This is a genomic window from Streptomyces cadmiisoli, assembly GCF_003261055.1.
Classification (GTDB): Bacteria; Actinomycetota; Actinomycetes; order Streptomycetales; family Streptomycetaceae; genus Streptomyces; species Streptomyces cadmiisoli.
In genome coordinates this window covers 1,731,544-1,757,318 of sequence record NZ_CP030073.1, presented here as the reverse complement: position 1 = coordinate 1,757,318, position 25,775 = coordinate 1,731,544, and the positions used below count along the sequence as shown (strand labels likewise).

12 protein-coding genes are annotated in these 25,775 nt (G+C 66.7%); 5 read left to right on the top strand and 7 right to left on the bottom strand.

Annotated elements, in window-relative coordinates; all coding sequences use genetic code 11:
- Nucleotides 1-183: 183 nt before the first annotated feature.
- Together DN051_RS07175 and DN051_RS07170 are read left to right on the top strand one after the other, a co-directional pair.
- Entirely contained in the window at nt 184-1,572 is a 1,389-nt protein-coding gene (locus DN051_RS07175) for an NsdA family TPR-like regulatory protein (protein ID WP_199314899.1), read from the top strand.
- Between the two features lie 72 nt (nt 1,573-1,644).
- Complete coding sequence (locus DN051_RS07170; RefSeq protein WP_112438280.1) at nt 1,645-2,145, top strand: SAM-dependent methyltransferase; 501 nt, start codon at nt 1,645-1,647, stop codon at nt 2,143-2,145.
- Between the two features lie 62 nt (nt 2,146-2,207).
- Here the strand turns inward: DN051_RS07170 and DN051_RS07165 are convergent, their stop codons facing one another.
- Nucleotides 2,208-2,717: an ATP-binding protein gene (locus DN051_RS07165; protein WP_246040943.1), complete on the bottom strand. Its 510-nt coding sequence runs from the start codon at nt 2,715-2,717 to the stop codon at nt 2,208-2,210.
- Between the two features lie 131 nt (nt 2,718-2,848).
- Here DN051_RS07165 and DN051_RS07160 point away from each other — a divergent pair, with 131 nt between their 5' ends.
- Nucleotides 2,849-4,090, top strand: a complete 1,242-nt coding sequence (locus DN051_RS07160; protein WP_112438279.1) for a helix-turn-helix transcriptional regulator — start codon at nt 2,849-2,851, stop codon at nt 4,088-4,090.
- Nucleotides 4,091-4,161: 71 nt separating this feature from the next.
- Here the strand turns inward: DN051_RS07160 and cutA are convergent, their stop codons facing one another.
- Together cutA and DN051_RS07150 are read right to left on the bottom strand one after the other, a co-directional pair.
- Nucleotides 4,162-4,482 (bottom strand): divalent-cation tolerance protein CutA, encoded by a 321-nt coding sequence (gene cutA / locus DN051_RS07155; protein ID WP_112438278.1) that lies wholly within the window; start codon nt 4,480-4,482, stop codon nt 4,162-4,164.
- Nucleotides 4,483-4,780: 298 nt separating this feature from the next.
- Nucleotides 4,781-4,972: a hypothetical protein gene (locus tag DN051_RS07150; RefSeq protein WP_112438277.1), complete on the bottom strand. Its 192-nt coding sequence runs from the start codon at nt 4,970-4,972 to the stop codon at nt 4,781-4,783.
- A 921-nt stretch (nt 4,973-5,893) separates the two neighbouring features.
- Here DN051_RS07150 and DN051_RS07145 point away from each other — a divergent pair.
- The gene (locus tag DN051_RS07145) at nt 5,894-6,895 is read left to right on the top strand and encodes a restriction endonuclease (RefSeq protein ID WP_162624875.1); all 1,002 of its coding nucleotides are present in this window, start codon (nt 5,894-5,896) and stop codon (nt 6,893-6,895) included.
- 112 nt (nt 6,896-7,007) lie between these two features.
- Complete coding sequence (locus tag DN051_RS07140) at nt 7,008-8,066, top strand: restriction endonuclease (protein ID WP_112442119.1); 1,059 nt, start codon at nt 7,008-7,010, stop codon at nt 8,064-8,066.
- 57 nt (nt 8,067-8,123) lie between these two features.
- Here DN051_RS07140 and DN051_RS07135 read toward each other — a convergent pair whose 3' ends face one another.
- Genes DN051_RS07135 through DN051_RS07120 form a run of 4 tightly spaced genes read right to left on the bottom strand, consistent with a single transcriptional unit; the run spans nt 8,124 to nt 25,655 of the window.
- Nucleotides 8,124-10,448: a UvrD-helicase domain-containing protein gene (locus DN051_RS07135; RefSeq protein WP_112438275.1), complete on the bottom strand. Its 2,325-nt coding sequence runs from the start codon at nt 10,446-10,448 to the stop codon at nt 8,124-8,126.
- Nucleotides 10,445-17,182 carry a DEAD/DEAH box helicase gene (locus DN051_RS07130; RefSeq protein ID WP_112438274.1) on the bottom strand — a complete coding sequence of 2,246 codons (6,738 nt, stop codon included), beginning with the start codon at nt 17,180-17,182 and terminating at the stop codon, nt 10,445-10,447. The genes DN051_RS07135 and DN051_RS07130 overlap by 4 nt, the downstream gene beginning before the upstream one ends.
- Nucleotides 17,179-22,599: a hypothetical protein gene (locus DN051_RS07125; RefSeq protein WP_112438273.1), complete on the bottom strand. Its 5,421-nt coding sequence runs from the start codon at nt 22,597-22,599 to the stop codon at nt 17,179-17,181. The genes DN051_RS07130 and DN051_RS07125 overlap by 4 nt, the downstream gene beginning before the upstream one ends.
- Nucleotides 22,596-25,655, bottom strand: a complete 3,060-nt coding sequence (locus tag DN051_RS07120) for an SNF2-related protein (protein ID WP_246040941.1) — start codon at nt 25,653-25,655, stop codon at nt 22,596-22,598. The genes DN051_RS07125 and DN051_RS07120 overlap by 4 nt, the downstream gene beginning before the upstream one ends.
- Nucleotides 25,656-25,775: the final 120 nt, after the last annotated feature.

Here is a 25,775-nt window from a genome sequence, read left to right as displayed (position 1 = left end):
ACTCCTGTTCGGATCAAGCCAAAGTGAGCCCAAGTCACCAAGTGGCACCGACGACTGACGTGCGAAGTGAGTGACCTGGTCGCTACGTTGAGCGAACCGTGAATCACGGCCGAGCGGTATGCCCACACCGCCCGCAGGGCCGTCAAAGGCGTCAAAGATCATTCCGGAACCGAGGGGCAGTCCATGGCCCGTGAACGCAACGTCGCCCTCGCCGCACTTCTGCGCGAAGCAGGCTGGTCCCAGCCACAAGCAGCCGCCGCGGTGGCCCGCGTGGCCGCTGAGAGCGGAGTGCGCGAACTCGACGCGATCTCCCGCTCGCACATCGCCATGTGGGTCCAGGGCACAAAGCCCAGCGGCAGAGCACCGCATATCCTGCGCGAGACGCTGTCCCGCAGACTCGGCCGCCGCCTCTCCCTGGCTGATCTCGGGCTGGAAGAAGAGCCGACAGGCACGACCGACAGCGGTTCCGACTGGAGCGTCGACCCTCTGACCGCACTGGCCGAGCTGGGAAGCGACGATCTCGACATGCACCGACGCAAGCTGCTGGCCACCGCCGCCTACTCCGCGGCCGGCCTTGCCCTGCCCACTATCTCGTGGTGGGCAGCCGCCCCCGCTGCAGCGGCGAACCGCCGACCGTCCTCCTCGCGCTCGGTGACCCAGGCGGACATCGACGACGTCCGCGATCTCACGGTCTACTACTCCGCGCGCGACCAGCAGCGAGGCGGCGCATCCGGCCGCAAGGCCCTCGCCAGTCACCTGCTCGACGGTGCGGTACCGCTGCTCGGCGGCCGATTCCGCACAGATCAGCTCCGCCGCGACACGTACTCCGCCGTGGCGGAGATGACCTACCTCGCCGGTTGGATGGCCTTCGACGCCAGCGAACACCGCACTGCCCAGCGCTACCTCACCATTGCCGCCCGCATCGCGGCGGAAGCTGGAGACGGACCGCTCGGTGGTCACGTCCTGCGCGCCCTCGCCCACCAGGCCGTGGACCTCGGGCATCCACGCCGGGCACTGGCCCTGGCCGACGCCTCGATGTCCCGCGACCGCTACGGCCAGGCCAGCCATCGTGAAAAGGCGCTGCTGGCGATCGTCCATGCACGCGCCCTTGCGTCCGACGGCGACCGGGCCGGCACCCTCGCGGCCATTAGCCGCGCGGAGCGGGACCTCGCCCGCGCCGACGCCACTGAGGCACCGGCCCGCGTCGGCTTCTTCCAGGAAGCCTCCCTCGCCCACGAGACGGCCTGCGCTCTGCGCGACATGGGCCAGCCTCGCGACGCGGAGATCCACTTCAAGCGCAGCGTGGCCACGCGCCGACGCCAACAGTTCGCCCGTACCCACAGCGTGACGCTCGGCTACCTCGGCGCTGTCCAAGTCCAGCAGGGACGCCTCGACGAGGCATGCGCAACCTGGAACGAAGCACTCGACGCCATGGCCGGTATCCAGTCCGGGCGAGCCCGCGACGTCATCGTCCGCATGCAGAGCGACATCTCGCCCGTCCGGCAGCGCGGTGGTCGCTACGTCGCCGAACTGGACCGTCGCACGCGAGGCATGTTGCGCGCCATAGGCTGACCACAGAACGGTTTCGCGGCGCTGACCGGAGGCCGCCGCGCACGCTACGCCCAGGGAGAGGAACGAGCGCTGATGCCGACCTACGAGGTCAAGTCGATCGCAACGGTCGTCGGCGGCCACACCCGCGTACAGGACGACTACCAAGGCGGGGTCGAATCGACCATCCGGCTCGACGACGCGTATCCCCTGGAAACGCTGCAAGGAATTGAGGAGTTCTCTCACCTGACCGTGACCTGGCGCTTCCATCTGGCCCGACCCGAAGACGTCCAGCTCCACGCACGCAGTCCAAGGGGAAACCAGAACTGGCCGGCGACCGGTACGTTCGTCCACCGTAACCACCGGCGCCCCAACCAACTGGCGGTCAGTTACCCGCGGTTGCTCAAGGTCGAAGGCAGGGACCTCCTGGTCACCGATCTCGACGCCGTCGACGGGACGCCCGTGATCGACCTGGCACCGTACTTCGAACAGATGGGGCCTCAGGGCCCGATCCGTCAGCCCGCATGGCCTGGCGAGATGCTTGAACCGAACTACTGGGCGAAGGCAAGCGAACGGCCCTCCGCGCGTCCCCTGTAGGGGAGGTGACTGAGCTGCCCGACTCGTCAACCGCATGGCCGGGAACCATTTGGAAGTCTGGCTCAACCCGCAGCCCTCGCATACCGGAACTCACACCACGTCTCCTCGCCGCTGCTCTCCCACGCGTCTGAGATCGCATCGACAAGCCGGATCCCGCGACCGGATTCACCGTCGGGTCCGGCTTCCTTGAGTACAGCTGGGGCCGGATGGTGATCGGTGACCGAGACGCGCACCACGTCGACGGCCACCGTGATCCGGAGCACGACTTCTCCCTCACCGTGAATCACGGCGTTGGTGACCAGCTCCGAGACGGCCAGTACGACGACTGCTGCCACCGGCTCGGAAACACGGCACCGCCGCAGGAACGCCCCGGCTGTCTGCCGCATCTCCCCAACTTTCGCGAGATCAGGGGGAAAGGCCGCCTGACAGCCGTGGGATGCCGCCGGTATGCCTGCCATCGCCGATGTGCTGTGCCGGTCTTCGTGAACCGACCTCGCGCATGACACGCCTGCCACGTCGGCAAAGCTACGGATGCCCCCGCCGGGCGGGGTCTCCTCTTGGAGCCTGGTCATGGGGGCTATCGCACCGCGTGGCGACGCCGTCGGCCAGGGGAATTGGGAGGGGGAAAAATCTGTCAAGGGGGGAAGTTGGAGGGGGAATTGAGGCCATGATTGGATTCCGCCCACCAACAGAGGTCACACTCATGCCAGATCCGTTCGCCGACCTGCTCCTCCGGCTCCGGCACGAGGCGGGCAGGACGCAGGAGGAACAGGCAGACGCGATCAATGCTGTCTCCGGCCGGGACACCATGACCCGCCGAGAGATCAGCCGCTATGAGAACTTCGAGAACGTCCCTACCAATCACACAATCGCCCACATCGCGGCGGCCTGCGGTGTGCCCTTCGAGGAGCTACAGCGGGAGGCCAAGGCTGCCCGCGCTCGGAAGAGAAAGGGGCATGCCAATGCAGAGGAGGACCAGGACGCCGTGAAGCGTCGCATGCTGCTGGGCGGCGCCGCTGTCGGCGTGAGCGCGGCTGCCGAGCCCTGGGGGCGCCTCGCCTTCGCCATCAGCAAGGGGTCCAAGATCGATTCGCCCTCCGCCGTCGCGCTCATCGACCGGGCCGCTGAACTACACGTCCAGGAACTCAATCTCAGCGCCCGGCGGCTACAAAGCACGGTCGAGTCGCATCTTGACGCGATCACCGCGGCTTTGCCTCGTGCCGGCGAGCACGAGCGGGCTCTCACTATCGCCGCCGGAGAAACCGCTGCCCTGGCCGGTTGGGTTGCCTGGGACCTGGGTGAGCACGACAAAGCCGACGCCTACTACAAGGTCACGTCGCAGTGTGCGACGACCGCCGGGCACCCTCCGCTCCGAGCCCTGGCCCTGACCTACAGCAGCTACGGCGCCTCGAGGCCGAAGGCGAAGTTGGAGTTCCTTTCCCAGGCGGCCAGCGATGTGCGAGGCCACGGCAACGCTACTGCTGCCGCTTGGGTCCTCGGCAGGCACGCCGAGGAGGCTGCGGCGGCCGGCGACGAGATGGGGGCGCTCCGGGCGTTGGAGCGAGCGCGCTTCGCCTACGACTTCGCGGATCACACCAACGAGCAGGCGTGGGTCCGGTTCGTGACCCCGTACCGCATGGACTCGCTGGCCCTCTCTGTATACGGGCAGTTGGGGCGTCCCGAACTCACCGCTGCAGCAGACACCGCAGTCGACCGCCTCGGAGACGAACTCCCGGACGGAGGCGTCGTGGTCCTCGGTGATCTCGCTTCGGCCCTGCTGCGTGGAGGTGACGTCGACCAAGGGGTCTACGTGTCACGCCAGTTCGCCGCAGCGGCACTGTCCAAGCCCAACACGATGGGAAAGGAGCGCGCATCAACAATCGCAGCGTCGCTCCCCGACTATGAGCAGGAACTCACCCGCCATCTGCGGCAGTTCGCATCCTGAGTCCCCGCGCGGCACGCGGACAAGCCCAGGACGCGAACGCAGTCGTACGGCCGGTCCGTCGATCCGCAGACCTATGCCGTCTCCTCGACAACCCAGGACAGGTACGCTTCCGACCCGCCACTCACGGGCAGCGTGATCCACTGGGGGACGTCGTACGGGTGTTTCTCGTGCAACCACGCCTCCAGTGCCGGGAGACGGTCCGTCGTAGTCATGTACGAGATTCGCCACTCCTGCGCCGTCTCAACCTTCCCCTTCCACCAGTAGAAGGCGGTGATCGGCGCATCGATGTGAACGCCCGCTGCCAGCTTGCTCTCGACCGCGCCACGGGCCAGCGTCTTCGCCTGGTCCTCGTTGTCGCTGGTCGTCTGCGCGATCACAATGTCGTTGGCCATGCAACTACCTCTCCAGCTCGGGTATACCGCGACCCTACCCAGCCGTCCACGGCACACCGAAAGCCGGTCGCTACTGGTGACGGCGGGTGGGAACCAACCACCGACCTCGATCAGTCAGACGGCAGTGGCTCATTCAGGTGGCGCGTCGCTTCGGCACCGTGATGGCAGGTCCTCTCATCGACGAGGTTGTGCGGCTGCATGATGCCTGTGAGTCAGTGGCTCCGGAAGGAGATGGTTACTCGGTGGACAGCGCCCAACTGCCCGGCTGAGCGCTGTCGTTCGTTCGCCAGGGCCGGAGCTACGCGGCAAACAGTCCGATGACGGTCAGGGAGATCGTCGCAATTGAGATGAAAGCAGCGCCTCCTCCACCCCAACAGGCGAGGGGGCTTGCCCCGAGCTGCGCAGCAAACAGCCCCGCGATGATGCCGACGAGTACAGAGAACAAAGTGGCCACAACTATCCAGATGGCCATGTCGTGCGAGCCGCTCAACGGACTTTCCTTCCGACTTCAGGAAGGGCGGCCGGTAGAGCGGGAGGGCAGGCTCAACCGAGCCGCCCCTTTTAGGGATGGCTGCGCATCGCCCTTTTTCGCATGTACGGGCGATGGGTTGAGCACTGCTGGCCGACTCAGCAAAACTCGGCAATCTTCCTCGGGTTCCCTTGCCTCAGGAGCGCACTGTCGTAAGCGGCCTGCAGGGGCGGTTGCTGAGGTAGATCGGCATACGTTTCAGGCTCCGCGAGGGTCGCATGTCGGCACGACCGACCGGGGCTCTGGCGCTGAAGCTCTCAACCTCCAAGCACAGTGGGGAGCTTATCACTGGTTGTGAGGGGCCTGTGACCGAGAGACCGATCCATGTCCAGGGCCTACGAGCGCTGTGGCACCGGCGGCAGCAGAGATGGACGAGAGTTGTGGAGTTGTAGAGCAGATCCCCGCGGGCACAGTCAGACGCTGCATGGTTCGGATCAAGGTGGCGGCTTGGGTCGTGTGCTTGGGCAGTCTGATGAATCACTTGCGTGCCAGCTCAGCCCTACGAAGCAGGCCCGAAGCCAGGACCACAGGAACGAGGCCCTGGCTGTCAATGTCAGACCGCCCGAATACGGTCGAGACGTGACTGAACGTTGTGACCCGGCAGCATGATCAATGATCAGGGCCCCACGCGCCACTGCCAACCCTGCACGAACTCGTTACTGTGCACGATTCCGTAGCGCGATCATCTGCCAAGATCGCTGACGGGACAACCTTCAGCGCGGGGGGATTGCGGCGCCGCAGGACTAGCATGTGGCGGCGCTGTCACGCGGATGTCGGAGGGGTTGGGCGATGTGTTCCAAGTGTGCGGCCCAGGACTGGTCTGCCGACCGGTCGTTACTCGAATGGCTTGCGGAGCTCGTTGGCATCCGGATAGGGCTAGCCGTGACAGAGGTTGAGCTTGCCCGCATTGTCCGCGAGGCGATGCTGAACTTCACGATCTCTGACTACAAGCAAGTGAATGATGCATTCGGGCGGTACGCGCTGGAGCGTCTCGGGTTGCGCGGGGCGATTGCTGCCCGTGATGGGGTGATCCCGCGGGTCTGCGCAAAAGTCGGAGATGAAGAACTGGCCGCGCGGGCCATCGCCTTCATGATGGAGCGAGTACTGAGACCCGGGGTGGTTTCCAAAGAGTGTGCAATGCCGGGGGAAGGTTCCGACCTTGTCGTCCAAGCACGCGAAGGCCGGTACCTCGCCGGCGTGCACATCCCACAGCTTGAGTACGGGATACGGGACGTTGACGGGCGCGAATGCGTTGCCGAGGCCCTCCGCCTCTACGGCCAGGAGGTCGCGGATGCTGTCGCGTCTGTGATCGATGAGATGCAGTTTCGGGCGGCGCGAAGTCCAATTGTGTTGGGGGTGCGGCGCAGCTGGGATGGCGTCCTGGACCTGTCTGAACTCTTCTCGTCGGAGTCGGTGATGGCTTCATATGGGCGCTTCTTCGATCAGCGCTTCGTGAATTACTTGGCCTCGAATTACGACGCCGTCGGGTCGATCCACTGGAGAAAGTTCGAGGGGCTTGTTGCCGAGTATTTTCACCGGGCCGGGTTTCAGGTTGAGATCGGACCCGGGAGAAATGACAACGGAGTGGATATTCGGGTCTGGGAGAAGTCTCTCGCCACTGACGTATCTCCCCCTACGCTGCTCATCCAGTGCAAGCGTGTGCGGCGCGAGATCGACAAGGTTGTCGTCAAGGCCCTGGCAGCGGACGTCGAATGGGAGGGGGCTCAGCAGGGCCTCCTCGTTGCGACGGCGGATTGGTCGCCAGGCGCCCGGGAGGTCGTTCGCACCAGAAGCTATCGGGTTGCTGAGGTGAATCGATCTGCTGTATGGCAATGGCTGGAGGACATGAGGGCTACGGGCAATGGCCTCTGGTATCCGGCCTGACGGCCGAGGCGGAGCGCGATTGGCTGGTGCGGAGCCGCTGGGACCTCCGTTAGACCGAGTGAACCAATGAGATGATCACGCGGGAGATTGCTCGGTGAGTAGGGGGTTGACCATGATCAAGGGCGCCGCGCTGCGAGGGTATTTATTGGAAGAGGCGCTTGCCTGGCTCTTGCGCTCCTCTGGCTACCGCCTGCTGGTGCATGAGAGTCAGGACCCCGAGGAGCTGGCCACCGACGGGAACACGCTTCGGGTGCGGGGCCGGGGAGCACTGCATCAGGTTGACGCACTGGGGGAGTTCGCGTTCACGCCGGCGTTCTCGATGCCGGTGCGGCTGTTCCTGGAGGCGAAGTTCTACCAGGAGCGGTGCGGACTGGAGATCGTGCGCAACGCCCACGGCGTGCTGCACGACGTGAACGAGAACTTCGTGATGCCCGCCGGTAGAAGGCCGCGGCAGCGGTACCAGTACGCGTACGCCCTGTTCTCGACGAGCGGGTTCACGCCGGACGCGCAGAAGTACGCCTTGGCCCACCAGATCTCGCTGGTGGATCTGTCGGGCGCCTCTTTCGCATGGCTGCTTGGGACGATCGGTACCACTGCGTGGACGCTGGAGCAGGCACAGTTCCACCTCGGGATGTCCGGGACATTCCCGGTGACGTGGATGCGTACGGAGCTGCGCAAGGAGCTGGGGACCTGGACCGCGTCTGCGGGGCTGCTGCCGACGCCGGCGCCAGCGGATGGCAGATTCCGGGACGAGGCTCAGGCGGCGATCGCAGGCTTCGCAGCCGCGCTCCAGCAGAACAGCGGTGCCGAGTTGCTGCTGGGCTTCCCGTCGGCACCATTCATCCTGCCGCTGGCTGTCAGCGATCACCTGGCGTTCACCACGTACGCGGATGCCCAGCCGGACCATGCAGTGCGCATTCGGCGACGCGGCAATGGCGGTTCGGCGGAGTGGACGCTGTCGCCGCTGGGTGAGGAAGGTGCGTACGAGCTTGCCTTCAAGCTGCCGAAGCAGGTGGAGGACTGGATCAGTGACGTCGAGGGGAAGGAACGGCGGCGCACCCTGGAGGTTAAGGAGCAGTTCCTTTCTGCGATCACGATCTACCGGATGAACGGCGGTGGCGTGCGGGCGTATCAGCTGCGCTACGAGGCGAGCTCTCTCTCGCACTTCTGATGCCCAGCGAGGAGAGGAATGTCGGCCTCCCCGAGGGCGGGGAGGCCGAGGTCCGTGTCAGACAGGCAGGTAGGGGCTGGGCTTGCCGTGCCAGCTGATGTTCAGCGCGTCTCGGGCCCGCGTAGTCGCCACGAAGAGCAGGGAACGGGCCTTGCGCTGCTCGCGCTCGTAGCGGGGCGGATCCTCGGTGCGGTAGCGGTCGATGACGTGCGTGCGAGGGAGGATGCCGTCACTGGCGCCCACGATGGCGAGGCGCTGGTACTCGAGGCCCTTGAAGCGATGCATCGTGCCGACGTGGACCTCGCCGTCACCCTTGGGACCGTCCTTGGTGAGTTCGGCGCAGGTGATGCCGGCCTTGGTGACCAGGTAGTACATGGTCTGGCTGACCATGTCGCGGTCGGCGACGCAGACGGCGATATGGCCACTCGGGTCTATGGGTGAGCCGTTCTCGTCCGTGGAAAGCTCCTCGCGCCACATGGCCAGGGTGGTGGCAAGGCCGGCGAGCTCGTCCTCCCAAGTGTCGTACGGCGTGAAGGTCGGGGCGGGGCCGTGGAGGACGGAGCGGTATCCGGCGAGGTTGTCGGTGCCGTCGTCCAGGTCGTCGTAGTTCACCTGCTGCCCGGGCTTCACAGGGTCGACCACGCGGAGGGCCTCGGTGAGGATCTCCTTGGTGGTGCGGTAGCTGAGGGTGAGGCGAGAAGAACGGCCGCGGATGTTGATGCCGAGGCTGCCGAGGGCTACCTGGTGGTCGTAGATGCGCTGGTGGGTGTCGCCGGCGATGAACATGTCGTTCGGCAGGTCCGGGTCGGCCATCGCCCGGAGCATCTTCCAGTGCGCGGGGCTGAGGTCCTGGGCCTCGTCGACGACGATGTGCCGGTAGCGGTAGTTCAGGTAGCGCATGCCGGAGCTGTTGTCGCGGTGGATGAGGTCCTTGCCGCCGACCTCCTCTTTGTACTCGCGCCGGGCCCTGATCTTCGCGGCGCGCTCGATCTCGAAGCGGGCAGCGCGCTCGGAAGCCTGGCCCCAGGTCTCCACGCTGAGCTTGTCCAGGCGGGCGGTGAACTGCTCGACGAGCTTCCAGATGTGGTTGCGCTCGGGCCGGGTCAGGGAACGGCCCCGTCCTGCACGGCGGGCCTGGAAGTAGGCGGAGCGGGTGGCGACGGACTGGCCGAGAATGACCTGCTCCCACTCTTCCAGGAGAAACTCGGCCTCCCAGCGGCGGTCGTCGAGTTCGGCGAGGAGTTGGCGCATCTCATTCAGCGCCACGTGGTCGTAGACACGCTGCCGGCCCCGGCCAGGTGCGGTGTTCTCACCCAGGACGCGGGCGGCGAGCTGGTCGATGTGAGCGATCTCGACACGGTCGAGGAGTTCGGGCTCGACGAGGGATGCCAGACGCAGGCGGAGGTCCGTGGTGAGGTTCTTGGTGAACGTGGTCAGCAGGATCGCCCTGTTGCTGCCGGGGGGCAGTTGCTCGGCCAGGTGCTTGACCCGGTGCAGGGCGACGATGGTCTTTCCGGTGCCGGGCCCGCCGGAGACGCGGGCAGGTCCGTTGTAGTGGCGGTGGACGATGCGTTCCTGCGTGGGGTGGAGAAAGACCTTCCAGGCTCGGAAGTCCCCTTCGTCGATGGCCGCCTGAACGGCATCGTCGACAGCGGTGACCTTGGTACGGCTCAGGGCCGCGGCGAAGTCACCGAGATCGGGCTCGTGGCCGAGCTCGACGGGCTGGGTGATCTCCTTGCGGACCTCGTCGATGGGCATACCGGCGGCGAGACCGTAGAGGACGTCCTTAGACAACAGCGGGGCGCCCTCGACGAGCTGGTCCAGCTCGGCGCTGTCGGTGACGGTGAGGGCCAGCTCGATCAACTGGTCGGCGACGCCTAGCTCACGCAGCTGGTCGGCGCTGTACGCGGCGAGCAGGGGAGGGGTCTCCACCGTCGGCTGCGGCTGCGGCTGCGGCTGTGGCTCGGGCTCGGCCCGCGGCGCGGCCCGGTCAGGCTCGGCTGGGGTCAGGGTGATCCCAGCGCGGCGCAGTGCGCTGTCGCCGACGACCGACAGGTCGACGAACTCGATCTCGCCGGTGACACGGTTGACTGCGACCTGGAGCTCTTCGTAGACGTCCTTGCGGTGGCGGACGGCGATGACCAGCCAGCTCTCGGTGCCGTCCGCGTCTACTCCGGTCGGGGTCAGCAGCGCGCGGTAGGAGTCGTTGACCCGCGCGGACCAGATGCGCGAGTCGCCCTTGAGCTTCTTCAGCTTCAGGCCCGGCTGGTTGGGGTTGTTCCGGAAGACGTGGGAGAAGTCGTAGAACTGGGCCTTGACCGAGCGGTCGAGCTTGTACAGCTCCTGTTCGGCCTTGCGGTACAGGCTGAGCCGGGCGGTCATCGGGTGGTGCCTTCCGTATTGGGGAGCTGTACGAGCAGGGTGTCGAGGTGGTCGAGCCATGCGGCGGCGGTCCGGACCGTCCAGCCGTCCTCGGCGTAGGCGGCGTCGCGTCGCTGGGCCTCGATGTCCTCGTCGCCCTGGTGGGCGGCCACAACGGCGATCTTGAGGTCGGGAGTCTGCCAGGCGAAGTCCGCCTGCCAGCGGCTGCTTCCGAGTTCGAACCCGAAGACGGGGGCCTGCTTTCCGTGCTCGGCGAGCGTCTCGGCGAGGCGGAGAAGGGCAGGTGCCTCGTCGGGGTCGTCGCGCAGGATCTCCAGGATGTCGTCGTCCCAGACGGCGTCCCGGATGATCTTCCGGAGGGCGGCTTCCGCCGGCGAGTCCGTGCTCGGCTCCGAGGCGGCGGGTCGAGCTGTGGGCCCGGGCACGAGGGTGGGCGCGGGGGCGAGTGCTGCGGCGAGCGAGTCGAGTTCACCCAGGCCACCGCACACGGCGAGAACCTCTACCTCGAAGTCCGCAGCGCTGCTGACGGCGAGCTGGACACCGTCCCCGCCGACGAGGGACAGAAACTGGGTGATGTTGGTCCAGTACAGCCAGGACCGCCACCGCAGCTTGTGCTCGTCGGTGTCGAGGACAGCGTCGCTGTCGTTGAGGACCGTCAGGGCGGTCCACCGCAGGTTGTCAGGGTCGGCCGCGTCCAGCGCGAACACGATCGGCAGACCGTGCTCGTCCTGGGTCCGGAACACATGAACGGGACCGAGGCTGCCGGCGTCGGGTACCACCGGCCTGCCGTGTCGTTGGCCGGCTCCGAAGGAAGCGAGCTGTTCGCGCAACGCGGCGACGAGCTCGCTGCGCTTGCCGGTCGCGGCGACGGCGGTCGTGGCGGAAACAGCAGTGAGGCCAGTGACCAGGGCGCGGGCCCGGCGGGCCCAACGGGTGGCGTCAGGGTCCCGCAGATAGGCGATGAGCGTGTCGATCGGGTTGGCGAAGACAGCTTCGCCGAAGTGCGCACGGTTGCCGCCGTACTGCTCGTAGGCGGCCTTGGCCTGCTCCTGGGCGGTGCCCCGGTACGGTGGCCAGACGGGCTTGGTACGCCCCGGCTGCCGTTCGAACAGATCGATGTCGGCCCAGGTGATCTGGAAGACGATCTTTCCGTCGGCACGGAGCCGGGTGCGCTGGGCCGCGTTCTTGGCGATGAGGTTGTGCTCCCGGCTGGCGTGGAACCGGAAGCCTTCCAGATAGACGTGCACGCTCTGCACCGGACCGCCGACGCGGGTGAAGGTGAAGTCCGTTCGGGTGCCTTCGAGCTGCCGCTGGGCCGTCAGCCTCCAGTGCATCACGTCCGAGCCGTCGGTAAATCGCAGATGTCCGCTGGCGTGGCCCTCCTCATCCAAGGCCGCGTCGTCGGTGACCTTCACCCAGTCCCGCAGTGCGGTCAGGAAGCGGGCCTCCAGGTCGGATTCGACCTGAGCGTCCAGCCCGACCAGCCCGGTGTGCTCCACATCGCTGATGTCCCAGCCGTCCTCGCCGTCCCCCTTGAACAGCAGCGACTCCAGCATGCTGAGCGCCGCCTGGCGCGAGACGACGTCCTGGAACTGCTCGGGGGTGTAGCGGTGCAGACAGCGGTGGCAGGCGCGCCGTTGCTCCTCGGCGCACGGACATGCCTTGAGCTGTTCGTACGCCCGAGCGAGGGTGTCTCGGAAGGCACGGCGGTCGGTGAGCCGGTCCAGGTAGCCGGTACCGCCCGGGAGAGAGTCGAAGAGGACCAGGAACCAGCGGCGCTCGCCGCTGTCCATGTCCGGCATGGAGGCCACCGTGGTGTCCAGGTGCTGCGGGTCGCCGCCGAAGTGCAGGTCGACACCGAGTCGCAGGGCGGCCCGGAAGGAGTGCACCCGTGCGTCGACGTCGGCTGTCGCGGCCGGGATGAGGATCCGCAGGGCTTCGGTCTGCAGCTGGTGGGCCAGCAGCACCTGCTCCTGCGTGACGCCGTCCTTTTTGCCGCGGCGCAGCGGGCACCACGGGCGGTGGTGCTTGAGCTGCGGGGCGCGGGCTGCTGCCGATTCAAGGGCGTCGGTGTCGTGGTCGAAGACCGGACGGCCGTCCGCGCTCGCGGCCCCGCAGGCGGTGCACACGTGGAAGGGGTTCAGCCGGACCAGGTGGCCGGCGAAGTCATCTCGGGCAGGAGCGTCATAGCGGACTGGGCCGACGTTGATCCGTCGGATCATCGCCGTGCGGCAGAAGTCCACCCCGAACGTCTCGCGGTCGTGCCGCCAGGACTTCCCCCGCTCGATCTTCTCGACGGGGATGTCCACCGCGTCCACGACGGTGTACGAACGGCGATCACGGTCGTCCTTGTCGTCCCGGATCCGTGCGTCCTCACGCTTGTCCCGCGACGTCACGGTGGCCGGCTCCACGACCTGGAACAAGCAGGAGCCGTCGTCGGCGATCTGGCTCGTCCTGCACCGGGGGCACGGAGAGCGATCGTCGGTGGCGTCCTCGGTGCGTACGTACCCGCACCCTGGGCACACCCTCCAGGTCCGCCACTCCTGGCGCCCACCCGTCGACAGCTCCAGGCCGGTGATCTCGTGCCGGTAGCCGTTGACGTAGAAGGTGTTGCCCGGCGCCAGCTCCTGGATCGCGAAGCGGCGGGGCCGCTCATAGGAGAGGGTCTCGGACGTGTACACCACCTTGCCCGTCTTCGGATCGATGCCGTCCTCGCCGTACAGGGTCGCCGACAGTGTCGTGGACGAGTCGATGAGGGCGTAGTTCGGCAGCAGACCCAGGTCACACAGGGCGGTCTGTGCCGTGGTGTCGCCCAGGTGGAGCAGCTGCCTGCCCACCCCGCGCCGTTCGGCGTCCAGTTCCGCCTTCTGGCGGGCCTGGTCGGGGTCGCTGTCGTGCAGCTCGCCGTGGGCCTCGTCGATCTCCCGCAGCCGCGCCCGCAGCGCGTCCTCGGCGCGCCGCCACTCGCCTTCCGCCCTTTCTACGGCGCTGCGTAGACCGTGCGTCGCATACGCCTTCAGGTCGGCCCCGGCCTGCTCGCTGACGCCGACCGGGAACAGCCGCAGGAACCCCTTGACCAGCTCCTCGCCCTGGTCGAGGGCCAGCTCCACCAGATCGGTCAGATAGCCGGACGGGCCGAACAGGCGCGGCGCCTTGTGCGGCAGCGCGCGCAGCACGATGCCGTCCGCCCGGACGAGACGGCCGGCCGCGGCGAGGTCCAGCAGATGCGCCAGGTACTGACGACGAAGGATCTCGACGGCTGACAAGTAGGACCCGGGCGGCACGATCGTGCCCGCGATCAGGTCCTTCGGACGCTCGAGGAAGTACAGGTCGCGGCGCCGCCGGTCGGGGATGGTGAGCAGGAAGGCATTGCCGGTGCGGCGACCGGCCCGGCCGACTTGCTGAGCGTAGGAGGCGGGGCGGCGCGGCAGCGCGGCCAGCACGACGGCGGACAGGTCGCCGATGTCGATGCCCATCTCCAGCGTTGGCGTGCAGGAGAGCACATTGGGGTCCTTGAACCCGCCGCCGCGCTTGAACGCCTCCTCGACCTTCTCGCGCTGGTGTCGCGTCAGCATGCCCGTGTGCTCGGCGGTGACCACCTGATAGGTGCCTGCCCCGCGGTAGAGCCGCCGGTAGTAGTCGTCCCTGTAGTCGCGGTCGCGGTGGTGTACCCCCAGCCTCTCGGGCCGGTCGCCGGCCACAAGGCGGCCCCGTCGGCACCGGTAGGAGGGACAAGGCTGGTCGTGCCACTGGTCCAGCAGCGACGGATGGACCGTCTGCTCCCAGAAGCACACCGGGCACCGCACATACGAGACCCGCACCTGCTCGTCGTCCAGCAGCCGGGCCTCGATGTTGCCGGGCTTGAGCCCGTACACCCGCACCGAGGTGTCGTTAGGGGTGCGCACCGACAGCAGCCCCATTGAGGCGAGTTCGGGCAGCAGCCGGCCCCACAGCTCGGGTGCCAGGTCACGCGGCAGCTCCAGGCACCGCCCGGCCCACCGCTCGTACCAGGAGAGCCGTCCGGTCGCGAAGTCGAACTCGCTGCCGTTCTTGGGCTGCCCGAGCAGGAACACGGGGGCGGCTATCCCCTTCGGGAAGGCCCGCATGCCCGGAGCCCGCTTGCCCCAGATGTAGTACCGGCTGGTGCCCGCCTCGTCGATGTACTTGTTCAGCCACTGATGGGCGACCGCACCCCGGGTACGGAGCCGCTCCAGGAAAATGCGTACGAACGCCAGATAGCGGGCGTCGTCCTGCGCCACCAGCGGCAGGCCGTCTCGCACGCTCTCCTCGTGCAGCCGTTTGACCAGCGCGATCACTGCCGCCGGGTCGTCGATGCGGACCTGTGCGGCGGCGGTGCGGGTCAGCTCCAATGTACGGCCGTTCCGGGACCGGAAGCCGAACTCCATGAGCGCCTCGAAAGCCAGCCGCTGACCGATCAGCCGCCACGTCTTCAGGTCCCCACCGCGACCCTGGCCGGACAGCAACCGGTTCACGCCCTTGAAGCCGTGCAGGTCCGGTGGCACCACCGCCGAGAGGGTGTCCTTGTCCGTCGTGGCGTCGACGACGTTCGCAATCAGATCATTCAGCGCGGTCGGCTCGTCGTGCCGCAGGTGGTCGGCGAGGAGAGCACGGAGCGAGAAGGTGTACGAGCGGTTGGCGACGAACCCGGCACGGTGCGCGGCATCCTGCACCGAGTCGTTGAACATCAGCGTCTTTTTCTCGTGGAGCTTCTTGTCGAGCTCCCCACCGGTGAATAGCTGGGTGATGGACGCGGCCGCCATCGCGGCGGCACCCGTACCGAGGTAGCGGATCGCGTTGCGCTCACCGCACGCCGGACACCAGTCCTCCTTGGCCGCGGTGTTCGCCGTCTCCCCGAAGTTCACGAGCACGAACGCCGAGTCGCGGGCCGTCAGCCGGGGCTCCTTGGTCTCCCGGTCGTAATCGTTCAGCGGATCAGGCAGTCGCAGCCGCTTACGGGTGCCGTCCAGCACCATCAGAACCCCGCCGGCACCCTGCGACGCAGCCGAGCCCCCCTTGCCACCGGCCGCCGTGAGCAGCGCGGCTCCGGAACCCTCCCTGGCCTCCCGGTCCGTCGCGGCGATCAGGTTCCGCACCCGGGCCTTGTCCTGGCCCAGTGACGCCCGCCGGATCTTGTACGTGTCGAACTGGACATCGTGGTCATCGCTCTCCGGCGAGAACACCGCCCACCCCGACCGTCCGCAGTCACGGCAGTAGATCGCCGGCAGGAACAGGTTCGCGCTCTGCCCCGACGTCGCCGTCGTCACCGGCGCCATACGGCCGCTGTCGGCCGCGCCGGCATCGGCCGTGCCGGCCACATCCCAGCGGAACTCCGCCTTCGGCCACGGCAGCACCCCACGCAGCAGCCGCGACACCGAACGCGCCCACTGATGCACCTCGACGTGCACGAACGGCCGGGGCTCGGCGGGCGAGGACTCCGGATCGCGGGCGTACGACAGCAGCGCGACGAACCGCGCCAGCGCCTCAGCCGCCTTCTCCGGCTGCCGCGCCACCGCCTCGGACCAGCCGGCGGCGCCCGCACGCCACATCACATCCAGCACTTCGGCACTGGTCTTCACTCCGCCGCCGAGCGCCTGCATCACCGCACGAGTGAACAAATGCCGCTTGAGGTTCCCACCGAGGAGGAATGGATCAAGGTCACGGACGTCCGTCACCTTCTCGATCAGATCCAGCAACGCCTCATCGCCGGTCGCCGGATCGGGCAGCGCCAGCAACTCGTCGGGTGTCGGCATCGGCTGCATGGTCACGTCGCCGAGCGGGATGAACTCCTCGACCGTGAGCCGGTTCTCCCCGACGATGGAGTCCGCCGTGAACTCCGTGCCGAAGACGTGGGTGGCCACCTCCAGCAGCTGCGCCGTGCCGTCCTCGTCCGTGCCGGAAGCAAGCGTCGCCGACGTCGCGACCGGACAGATCTTCCCCAGCGGACGGCCTTCCTCGGCTGCCCCAACGGAGGCGGCGAGTCGACGCAGCAGCATCCCGACGTCCGTGCCCTGTGCCCCGTCGTACGTGTGGAACTCGTCCACGACGACGTAGCGGATATCCGACTCCCGCCACAGGGGCGCGTCATCCGCACGCTGGAGGAGGAGGTCCAGCATCTTGTAGTTCGTTATCAGGATGTCCGGCGGGGACAGCTGCATGTCCGAGCGCCGCGTTCGCACCCTCTCGTACTGCGTCGCCGCGCGCTCTCCGATGTAGAGGCCGGCCGACAGCTTCCCGAGCTCGGCGTTCTCGGTGAGCAGGTCGTTGATGCGCTGCGCCTGGTCGGTGGCCAGGGCATTCATGGGGTAAAGGAAGACGGCCTTCACCCCGGTCTTGCCGGAGGCCCGCTCCCGACGGCAGTGGTCCAGCACGGGGTACAGGAACGACTCCGTCTTACCGGACCCGGTACCGGTGGTGACCAGCGTCGGCTGCGGGGTGTGGCCGTGCGCCGAGGTCAACCGTGCGAACGCAACCGCCTGGTGCGCGTACGGCCTGAAGCCGTCCCGCTGCCACTCCAAATGCTTGCGCCACTCCTCGCCGGCCACGGTGAAGGGCGTCCGGATTCGTAGATACGGGCCCCGGAACATCCCCGACGTCTCGTCACCGAGGAACCGGTGCAGCGCCTCACGCGCGCCCTCGTCGGTGAGCGCGTACGTCGTCGATAGATACTGCAGCAGGCTCTCCTTGAGCCCCCGCGCCTGAAGCGTCGGCCTCACGGCTTCGGCACCTCCTGCTTCACCGGATCCCACTCGCCACGGGCGACGGCGGCGTCGAGCCGTTTCTGGAAGTAGGCGTGCGCAGCCCGCATCTCCCCTTCGCGGTCAGCCTTATAGAACGGTGCGGTGTAGCCATCTGGCACTGGGCTGCTTGCGGGGTCTGCTTGGAACTCCTTGAACTGGGCCCAACTTTCCTTCGTTTGGCGTTGCCCAATGGTGCGGGCGTTTCCAGCAATCTTCCAACCTTCTGCGTCAAACCAGGTGGTTTCCTCGAAACGGTTCATGACCGGGAATCGAGCGCGGTACATCGCGATCAGCGCTTCAGCGGAGAGGCCAATCCAGACAGCGACCAAGGCATCAATTTCTACCAAGGCGGCGCGGCGAGCGCGTTCTGAGCGCAATGGAGTATCCCGCTCCCAGATGGGCCTGACATCATTTAGCGGTTGAATTCCTGGCCACTTGCATGCCCAACTCTCGTTCGTCAGCCACTCCGCTTCATAGAGCTCGGCCCACAGCTCACTGTAGGCATCGGTGAGGCAGTTGAGACGAAGAGTCCTGAGAGTCAGGGCGGAAGCAAGAGGGTGCTCGACATTGGGGGCAGGAAGCGTCCGGACATCACCCGCACGCAAGTCTGATCTACCTGTTGTGCGGAGAAAATAGTCCAAGGGGATCGATGCCCAAAATCCCGAGTTCAGGACGGTTTCCCTATTGTTCGATGCGGTCAAACTGTTGACCAAATCGACATGGGCAGGGCCTGGCGGGATCACGGCCGCGTACAAGCTTCTTTCGGTGTCTGGTGCGATCTGCCGACGCCAAGCAAGGCGATAGAAATTGGTATAACTGCGCACTGGCCGCGAATTCGTGGCTGTGCCACTTTCTGTGGGTGAAATTCTCCCTTCGGAATCTCCTGTTGCTTCTAGGAATTCCCTGGTATTGGCATCGGGTGCATCTGGATACTCGTACTGTGGGCCGAAATGTCCATGATCAAACCACTTGTCATGGCATTCCTCATACTCGGCGCGTCCGATAGCGCGCCGATACTCGGTCTGAGGTACGGCGTCGTCGGCAATTGTCATCAAGTTCATGCCGAGGACGTCATTACTTCCTGCGTTCGGGGCCTTGAATAGCGGTGTAGCGACACCGAGTTGTGGGCCCTTGAGGATGACCTCGGACCACTCCTCCGGAGTGGATAGCCTGTACTCGATGATTCCCGCGTCCCGAGTGGGCGTCTCGTAGAACCCCTGCGACACTTGAACCGAGAATTGGCCCAGTTTGGTCGGGTAGTCGGCGAGAGATTTGATAGCCTCTGCCTCCGCGGTGCTTACCGGGGAGAGGAGGCGGGACTGGCTGGTGGGCTGGTCCAGCTTGCCGATTAGGCGCTGCCATTGAGCAAGTACCCCGAGGTCGACTCGGATGATGCGGGCGCGATGGGGTCGTTCGTCGAGTGCGCCTTTGTAGCGGACTCCTGGCGCCTCGCCATTGCCATCGTGGGTTTCGGAAAAGCGGAGGGCGTCAACTGAGAAGAGCCAGCAGAGGTGATCGAACCCGATTTCTCCGGATGGTCCGTAAATATGCAGGCCGAAATGGCTTGACTCTCCGACCGGGGCGGGAAAGAACCGATGCCCCGGGTTTACGAAATCCGCGTGGACGCGCAGTCTATGATATGCCTCCTCGCGGAGGCGTGCTTCTTTATCCCCTGTGAAATGGGTGTCTGGATGGATCAGGCCAATAATGCCGAGCCCTGTCGTGTTCGACCATGTACGACACATGAACGCCCGGTAGAGATCCGGGCGTGTTCCGGCGAGTAGCGGATACGTTGGAGTCGAACTCAGGAATGCTGAGGTTGAAGAAGTGGATGTCAACTCGCCCAGCACGTACGCGAGTCCGTTGACGGTTCGATGGATGGCTGTGCGGCGTCCGCTCTTCTCTGTGGCGCTGTGCTTATCGGTTAGCTTGAACCAAGGATCAAATTCGGCGAGCACTGCGAGTTCGTCCCACTGGGGGCGCACCCAAGGCGGATTGCCAACTTGGATATCGAAGCCGCCTCCGTGTGCGAAAACGAGGGCGAACTCCAGCTCCCAATTCAGGAAGCCCTGCTCCTCCGCGATGTCTTGTACCTCTCGGAGCCACGGGAAGCGGTCCTCCGGGTTGCCGGCGTCCATGCCCATGAAGCTGGGCAGCGTCTCCTCGAAGCTCTTGAGCGCTTCGAGGTCCTTGAAGCTGTCGATGAGGGTACCTTCGGGCACGTCGGCCGTGCCGAGCATAGCCTCCAGGAACTCTAGCCAGTCGTCCAGGTCCTTGAGCGGGACGATTGCCCGACGCTCCAGCGCCTTTGGCTTCGGAGGTGAGGTCTGGGCCCCTCCCCGCGGCCTGACCTCCTTGACCTCCACGACCGAGTCATCGGCGCTAAGCTCGAGGTCCTCAAAGCTGGTCTGCTCTGGGCCGAGAGCAAACAGGGCCGTTGCCTCGACGAACCGCGGAGCGGGTGTGGGTGTCGGCACGGCGACCGGTTCCGCATCGGCAGGGGGCCCGGGCGACTGCGTCACCAGCGGCGCGCCGTCGAGCAGGCGGCTGAGGCTGTCCGCTCCCGTCACTTCCAGCCGTGCCGCGTACTCCCCGGCCGTTCCGTCGAGCAGCCCGGCCTTGTCGACGGGCCAGAACCACAACGCGCACCAGGCATCCATGATCTTTTTCAAGCGCCAGTACGGGGTGTCAGCAGCGTTGAAGAGGTCCTCGAGTACCTGCTCCTTGGGAACGGCCTGGTCGGGACGGTGGAGGAAGGCGAACTCGGGGTCCGTGGGGTCGGCGCCCCAGACGTCGATCCGGCGAGCAATCGCCTGCTCGGACAGCTCCATGCGCTTGACGACGAGCGACCAGAGGAACTCGACCCGCCGAGCGGCGTCACGGAGACGGGTGAACTGGGACACCGGCTCCTTCTTCGACTTGCCGGCCTTGCCGCGCTTCGGGCGCTGGAGGATGCCCTTCTTCCAGGCGGCGAGCTGATCAACGCCTTCCTTCGCGAGTTCCTTAGCCTCCTTCGAGCCCGCGACCGCGGCCCATCCGGGACTCGGCAGAAGGAACTGGTGGACCGCGTCCTGGGGGAGTAGTTGGGGCTCGCCGTCGTTGAGGAAGGGGAGCGGGGTGGGCGCCAGGGCGCCCTTGGCCTTGAGCCATTCCTTGCCGGTGACGTCGTCGGCGGCGTAGACGGCACGGCGGGCGCCGATGAGGCTGTTGCCTCGGCGCAGGTGGAGGCCGAACCAGGGGGCGCGCATGCCTGGGTGCATGGTGTTAAGCCAGAGGGACACCTCGGCCAACTCGACGCCCGTGGCGTTGAGGTCGACGCCGTACGCGTTGTGCAGGGCGATGTATGCCTTGGCCTTCTGCTTCTCCGTGAGGGCGTCCGCGGTTGGGATGGTGACGCCCAGCTCGTCCTGCCTGCGGCGCAGGTACTCCTCAGCGACCTGGTTGATCGCCTCGTTCAGGAATGCGCCGGAGCCGAGGGCCGGCTCGCAGATCTTGTACTTGAGCAGTTCGGACGCGCGGGTCTTGATGACGTTGCCATCGGCGTCGCGCTGCTGGTCCAGGCGGTGCTTGAGAGTGAGCTCGACCGTAACTTGGGTCAGCGACTCGGGCGTGTAGTACGAGGCGGAGGTCTCGCGGTCACGGCCGGCGAGGCGGTAGACGAAGGAGCCCTTCTCGTACTTCTTGACGCCTCGCAGGCCCTTGCGGGCGTCGTCCTCGTCGTAGTGGACGAGGGTCTTGTCGGGGTACTGGTCCTGCTTCTTGGAGGGGATGAGCCAGGAGCCCTTTTCCGGGTCACCGCCCTTGGCGACCTCACACAGTTCCTCCTCGGCGATGATGCCGGTGTACGACATCAGGCCCTCGTAGACGGCGCCGAGCTGGTTGATGCCGAGGTTGCGATAGGAGATGAAACCGCCCCGCTCGCCGCGCTTGCCCTTCTTCATGGTGAGCAGACGCAGCACCTCGTGCAAGGCGGCGTTGCGTAGGCGAAGGTCGAGCCAGCGTGGGTCGCTGTCTTCGTCGCTGCGGGGGTCGAGGACGCCCCTGCCGATGAGGCGTACCGAACGGGGCTCGAAGAGCTCGCTGCGCAGGGGTTCGAAGCGCAGGCCACGGTCCTCGCTGCGGCGAGCGGCCTTGGCCTTGCGGGTCTCCTCGTCGTCGCCGGGCTGGTCGTCGTCGGCCTCGGTGCCGTACGGGCGGTGGCCGAAGTTGACCTTGTTGAAGAGGACGTCCAGAGATTCGTGCAGGTGGAAGCCGTTGCGGGCCTCCTCCTCGACGAGTTCCTCGTCGCGTTCGACGAGCTCGCGCAGGCGGGCCATCGAGTAGCCGGCCTCGTAGCTGCCGTCGTCGGCGGGGAGGATGCCGAGTTCGGGGCGGGCCTCGGCGTAGAGGAGGAACAGGACGCGGTAGAGGTAGCGGAGGGATTCGCGGGTGAGTTCCCGGGCGAAGGGGATCTTGGGGCTCTCGATGTCAGCCGGGGTGACGTTGTTCTCCGGCTCGGCCATCCGCGCGAGGACTTCGTTGGCGATGATCTCTACCGAGCGCTGGAGCCCGTGGCGCAGTTCGCCGGAGACGCCGGCGGCGTTGGCGCTGGAGGACTTCAGCAGGGCATCGATGGCCCGGCTCTGGTCGTTCTCGCCGGGCCGGAGCATGTCCAGGCTGAACAGCGCCGCGATGGTGGCGAGTTCGCCCTGCTGGCTGCGGTCGTTGCGTTCGAGGGCTGCGTCGAGGTTGACGGCGAGGAAGCGACCCTCGTTCCAGGACTGGCGATCAGCGAGGACGAGCACACCTCCGCACAACAGCAGGACGAAGCGCGGGCGAGGCCCGCCGGCCTCGCCGAGCTCGCTCTGGAAAAGCCAGGACGCCAGGGCCGGGCCGGTCTCGTACATCTCGCTTGCACTGACACGCAGCGGGTGCAGGAGCCGACCGGGGCCTGTCGCATTCAGGGCGGCGTCGTTGTCGGCGGCCCAGCCGCAGTCCAGGGCGATGATCCCGTGGCCGTGGTAGGCCACGGTCAGGGAGTGGTCGCGTCCGGCGCGGTGGACGGTGACCTCGGTGGGAGTGGCCTCGAAGCCGAGGGCTTGAAGGACCGTGTGGTGCCACTCGGCCAGACGCTTGCGCCACTCGGGGTTGTTGTGGGTGTTCGGTCGGACCTCATCTCCTGCGTCGCGCTCGGCGGCCTCGGCGAAGTAGCCGCGTACGTCTTCGGAGAGGTAGGCGCCACGCAGCGAGCGGAGGAGCTCCCGAGGAGTCTTGCGCGGGTCGTGCTCATCGCCTTCGCGTAGGACCCACGTGGCGAACAGGCCCTTGTTCAGATCGGATCCGAGCTGTTCGGCGAAGTAGTGCGCGGCGAAGTATTCGCCGCGGTTGCTGAAGGAGTCGAAATCGGTGCTCATCGGTCGGTGCCTCCCTCAGCGGCGTTGAGCGGTTCCAGGACGGCGAGCAGGCGCAGCATCGGCTCGCCCGTGGTCTGCAGGGAGTTGAGAAGGCTCAGCCGCCTGCTGGCACTGAGGTTCACTCCGCGCTTTCCCGTCCCATCAGAAGAGAACATGGCTTCCTGTTGCCAGTGCACGACGCGCTTGCGGGACGGGGCCAGGATCGCCTCGATCTCCTCGCCATACGCCTCTTTCAGGTCCCGGAGGTGCTGTTCAGCCCTGTCGATGGCTGCAGGCACGAGCTCCGTCAGGCCGCTGAGGTCGCGCGGTGCGGCGCGGCCGGGCATCGTCGGACCCACGCCGTAGTCCTCCAGAACCTCCGGAGTCAGAGGCGTCACCTGAAGGTCGTGCGGTTCGCCGTGGACGGCCATCCACTCGACGATGGTGGGCCGACCCAGCGCGTTGGAACAGATGCCCTGCACCAGGAACGTCGGAGAGTTCACGGAGGCGGCGAGCACGGGGGCCTGGTGGCGGCCGACCTCAACGAGCACCTTGTCGGTCAACCAGTCCAGGACGGGGTGGACGTCGGTGACGTAGGAGACGTTCGGCCACTGCGACTTGGACGACTCCCGGGCCGCCTTCAGACGCCGGTCCGCGAGGTCCCTGGAGAAGGTGATGCGCATCCGTCCCGGCTCAGTTTTCCGAGGCATGATCCGCTGCTCGTCGAGGTACGACTTCGGTAGTGCCTTCAGCCTGTACAGCAGGTCACGCGGAGGTTCGAAGGCGATCGTGCCGTCGTCGTCGCGGCGCATAGAGAGCTGGTCCTCGGGATTCGGACGGCAGATCTGACGCAATGCCTCGTCGAAGTAGTCAGCGGTGGACGAGAACAGGCGTGGCACGTACGCCCGCCGCACCTCGGGATGTTCCGGGACGGCACCCACCTGGCCGAGCAGTCCTGAGAGGAATGCAGCACCCCCCTGCTGGGACTGCTTGATCGACTCCTCGACGGTCCGGCCGGCGATCAGGTCCTGGGTGAGGCGGTTCTCCTCCTCCTTGGCCCGATACAGGCCGGTGACCGCCTCCACCGAGCCCTCGATCTTGTGCGCTTCCTCCTCGCGTTTCAGTAGCTTCTCGCCCACGAGGCGGTCGTCCAGCGTTCGGGCCTCCCCGGTCGTCTCGTCCGTCCGCCAGGGGATGTCGCTGGTGAGGATCAGAGCACGGAACTCAGGCCGGTGCTGCTGGCCGTAGCGGTCGATGCGACCGTTGCGCTGCTCGATACGGATCAGGGACCACGGCAGGTCGAAGTGGATCAGCCGGTGGCACTGCTGGTGGAGGTTGACGCCTTCAGAGGCGACGTCGCCGGTGAACAGGATGCGTACGGGGTCGTCGCGCAGCCCGAACTTCTCGACGATGGCCTGCTGCTCCTCATCGCTGGTGGCATCGCCGTGCATGACCTGGACCGCGCCGCCGAAGGCCAGCCAGGGCTTGTTCTCGTCGGGGTCGGCGCCGCGACGGAAACCGAGCGCGGCCGGGACAGCCTGCGCGAGCCATTTCAGTGTGGGGATGCGCTCGGAGAACACCACCACGCGGGTCTCCGAATCGGGGCCGACACCCATGCTGCGCAGCTCGTCCAGGAGGGCCGCCAGTTTCGCCGAGTCATCGTCCTGGATCCGCTCGGCCACGTTCTGGAGGTCCAACAAGGCCGCGCGCTCCGCCTGCCTTGCCGCCTCCCGGGCCGCCGGGTCGACCGGTCGGGACGGCCTCTGCCCGCCTCGCGCCGAGTCGGCGGCCGGCTGCTTGTCCAGCGTCGTCAGTCGCGTTTTGACGGTCTCCAGCAGGGCCTTGTGCGAGGACAGGAAGGATTTCAGCAGTTGGTAGGGCACCAGTTGGTGTCGGCTGACCGACGGCTGGTCGGGATCGGCCGGAATCCAGCGCGTGGCGAGCTCCTGGAAGACGGCGAGTTCTTTCTCACCGGCCGTTACGTGGATCGGCTGGGACGGTCCACGGTCCGCCCAGGCGCCCTTCAACGAGTCGCGGACCTCCGCCGTCGTCTTCGTACGCCGGATGTAGAGGTGCTCAAGGTCCTTCACTTCGTACTTCGACGGGTTGGCGATGGCCGCCTCGTCCAGCATCTTGATCAACTCGGCGAACGACTCGGCACGACCGTTGTGGGGCGTGGCCGACGCCAGCACCAGCGCGTCGGTCTTCCGAGCCAGCAAACGGGCGAGTTCGTTGTTCTTGGTGCCCCGGTTGACCAGATTGTGGGACTCGTCGATGACGACGGCGTCCCAGTTGGTGTGCTCGAGGTGGTGCGCGTAGACGTCGCTCTTGAGCGTGTCCACGGAGATGATCGCGCGCTTGAAGTACGCGAACGGGTTCCGGCCGGCCGGGATGTCCTGCTGGATGCGCTGGATACCGGTGGAGTCCAGTCGGACGAGCGGAATGGCGAAGCGGGTCCACAGCTCCCGCTGGAACTGCTCCAGCACATGCTGGGGGGTCACGACCAGGATGCGCTCGCCGCGCCCGCGCCGGATCAGCTCGGCCAGCAACACCCCGATCTCCAGGGTCTTGCCCAGGCCCACCACGTCGGCGATCAGGATCCGCGGCTGCGGGTTCTTCTCCAGGGACAGCGCCAATTCCGCGGGCCGCAGCTGGTGCACCTGCTGGTCCATGAGGAACCCGTCGGCCAGCGCGAGCCCATGCTCGGTCTGCGGCAGGAACGTCTTGCGCATCACCGCTTCAAGGAACAGACGGCCCCGCCGGTGGTTGGGTGAGTCGTCCGGGACGAGCCGCGTCTCTCTCGGGTCCAGCACCTGGATCGCGTCGAGTCGGCTGTAGAAGACCGCGTCCGTGCCTCGCACGAAGGACGAGATGCCGGTGACCTCCACCATCCACCCGTCTTTGCCGACGTCCTTGGAGTTCCGGACGAGCCACAGCTCGTCGCGAATCAATACCTGGGACCCCGGGGCGTAGCCGGACGACCCGCTGGTCCGCCGTGAGGCTGGAGCATCCTCCGGCGCCCAGGCGTCCCACGCCTCATCGCCCTGGCCGCCCACGGCTTCCGCCTCGACGCTCAACGTCCACTCCGATCCATCACCAGCGGCCACCGACGGCCGCACACACCCCACACGCCTGCAAACGACGGACTACGCCGTCCCAGCGCGCCATTCCGACAAAGACTCTCACCCAGCACTGTC

Bases quoted from the DNA above. Each gene is read 5' to 3' on its own strand.
- DN051_RS07175 (WP_199314899.1), top strand. From the start codon at position 184: ATGGCCCGTGAACGCAACGTCGCCCTCGCCGCACTTCTGCGCGAAGCA.
- DN051_RS07170 (WP_112438280.1), top strand. From the start codon at position 1,645: ATGCCGACCTACGAGGTCAAGTCGATCGCAACGGTCGTCGGCGGCCAC.
- DN051_RS07165 (WP_246040943.1), bottom strand. From the start codon at position 2,717: ATGACCAGGCTCCAAGAGGAGACCCCGCCCGGCGGGGGCATCCGTAGC.
- DN051_RS07160 (WP_112438279.1), top strand. From the start codon at position 2,849: ATGCCAGATCCGTTCGCCGACCTGCTCCTCCGGCTCCGGCACGAGGCG.
- cutA (WP_112438278.1), bottom strand. From the start codon at position 4,482: ATGGCCAACGACATTGTGATCGCGCAGACGACCAGCGACAACGAGGAC.
- DN051_RS07140 (WP_112442119.1), top strand. From the start codon at position 7,008: ATGATCAAGGGCGCCGCGCTGCGAGGGTATTTATTGGAAGAGGCGCTT.
- DN051_RS07135 (WP_112438275.1), bottom strand. From the start codon at position 10,448: ATGACCGCCCGGCTCAGCCTGTACCGCAAGGCCGAACAGGAGCTGTAC.
- DN051_RS07125 (WP_112438273.1), bottom strand. From the start codon at position 22,599: ATGAGCACCGATTTCGACTCCTTCAGCAACCGCGGCGAATACTTCGCC.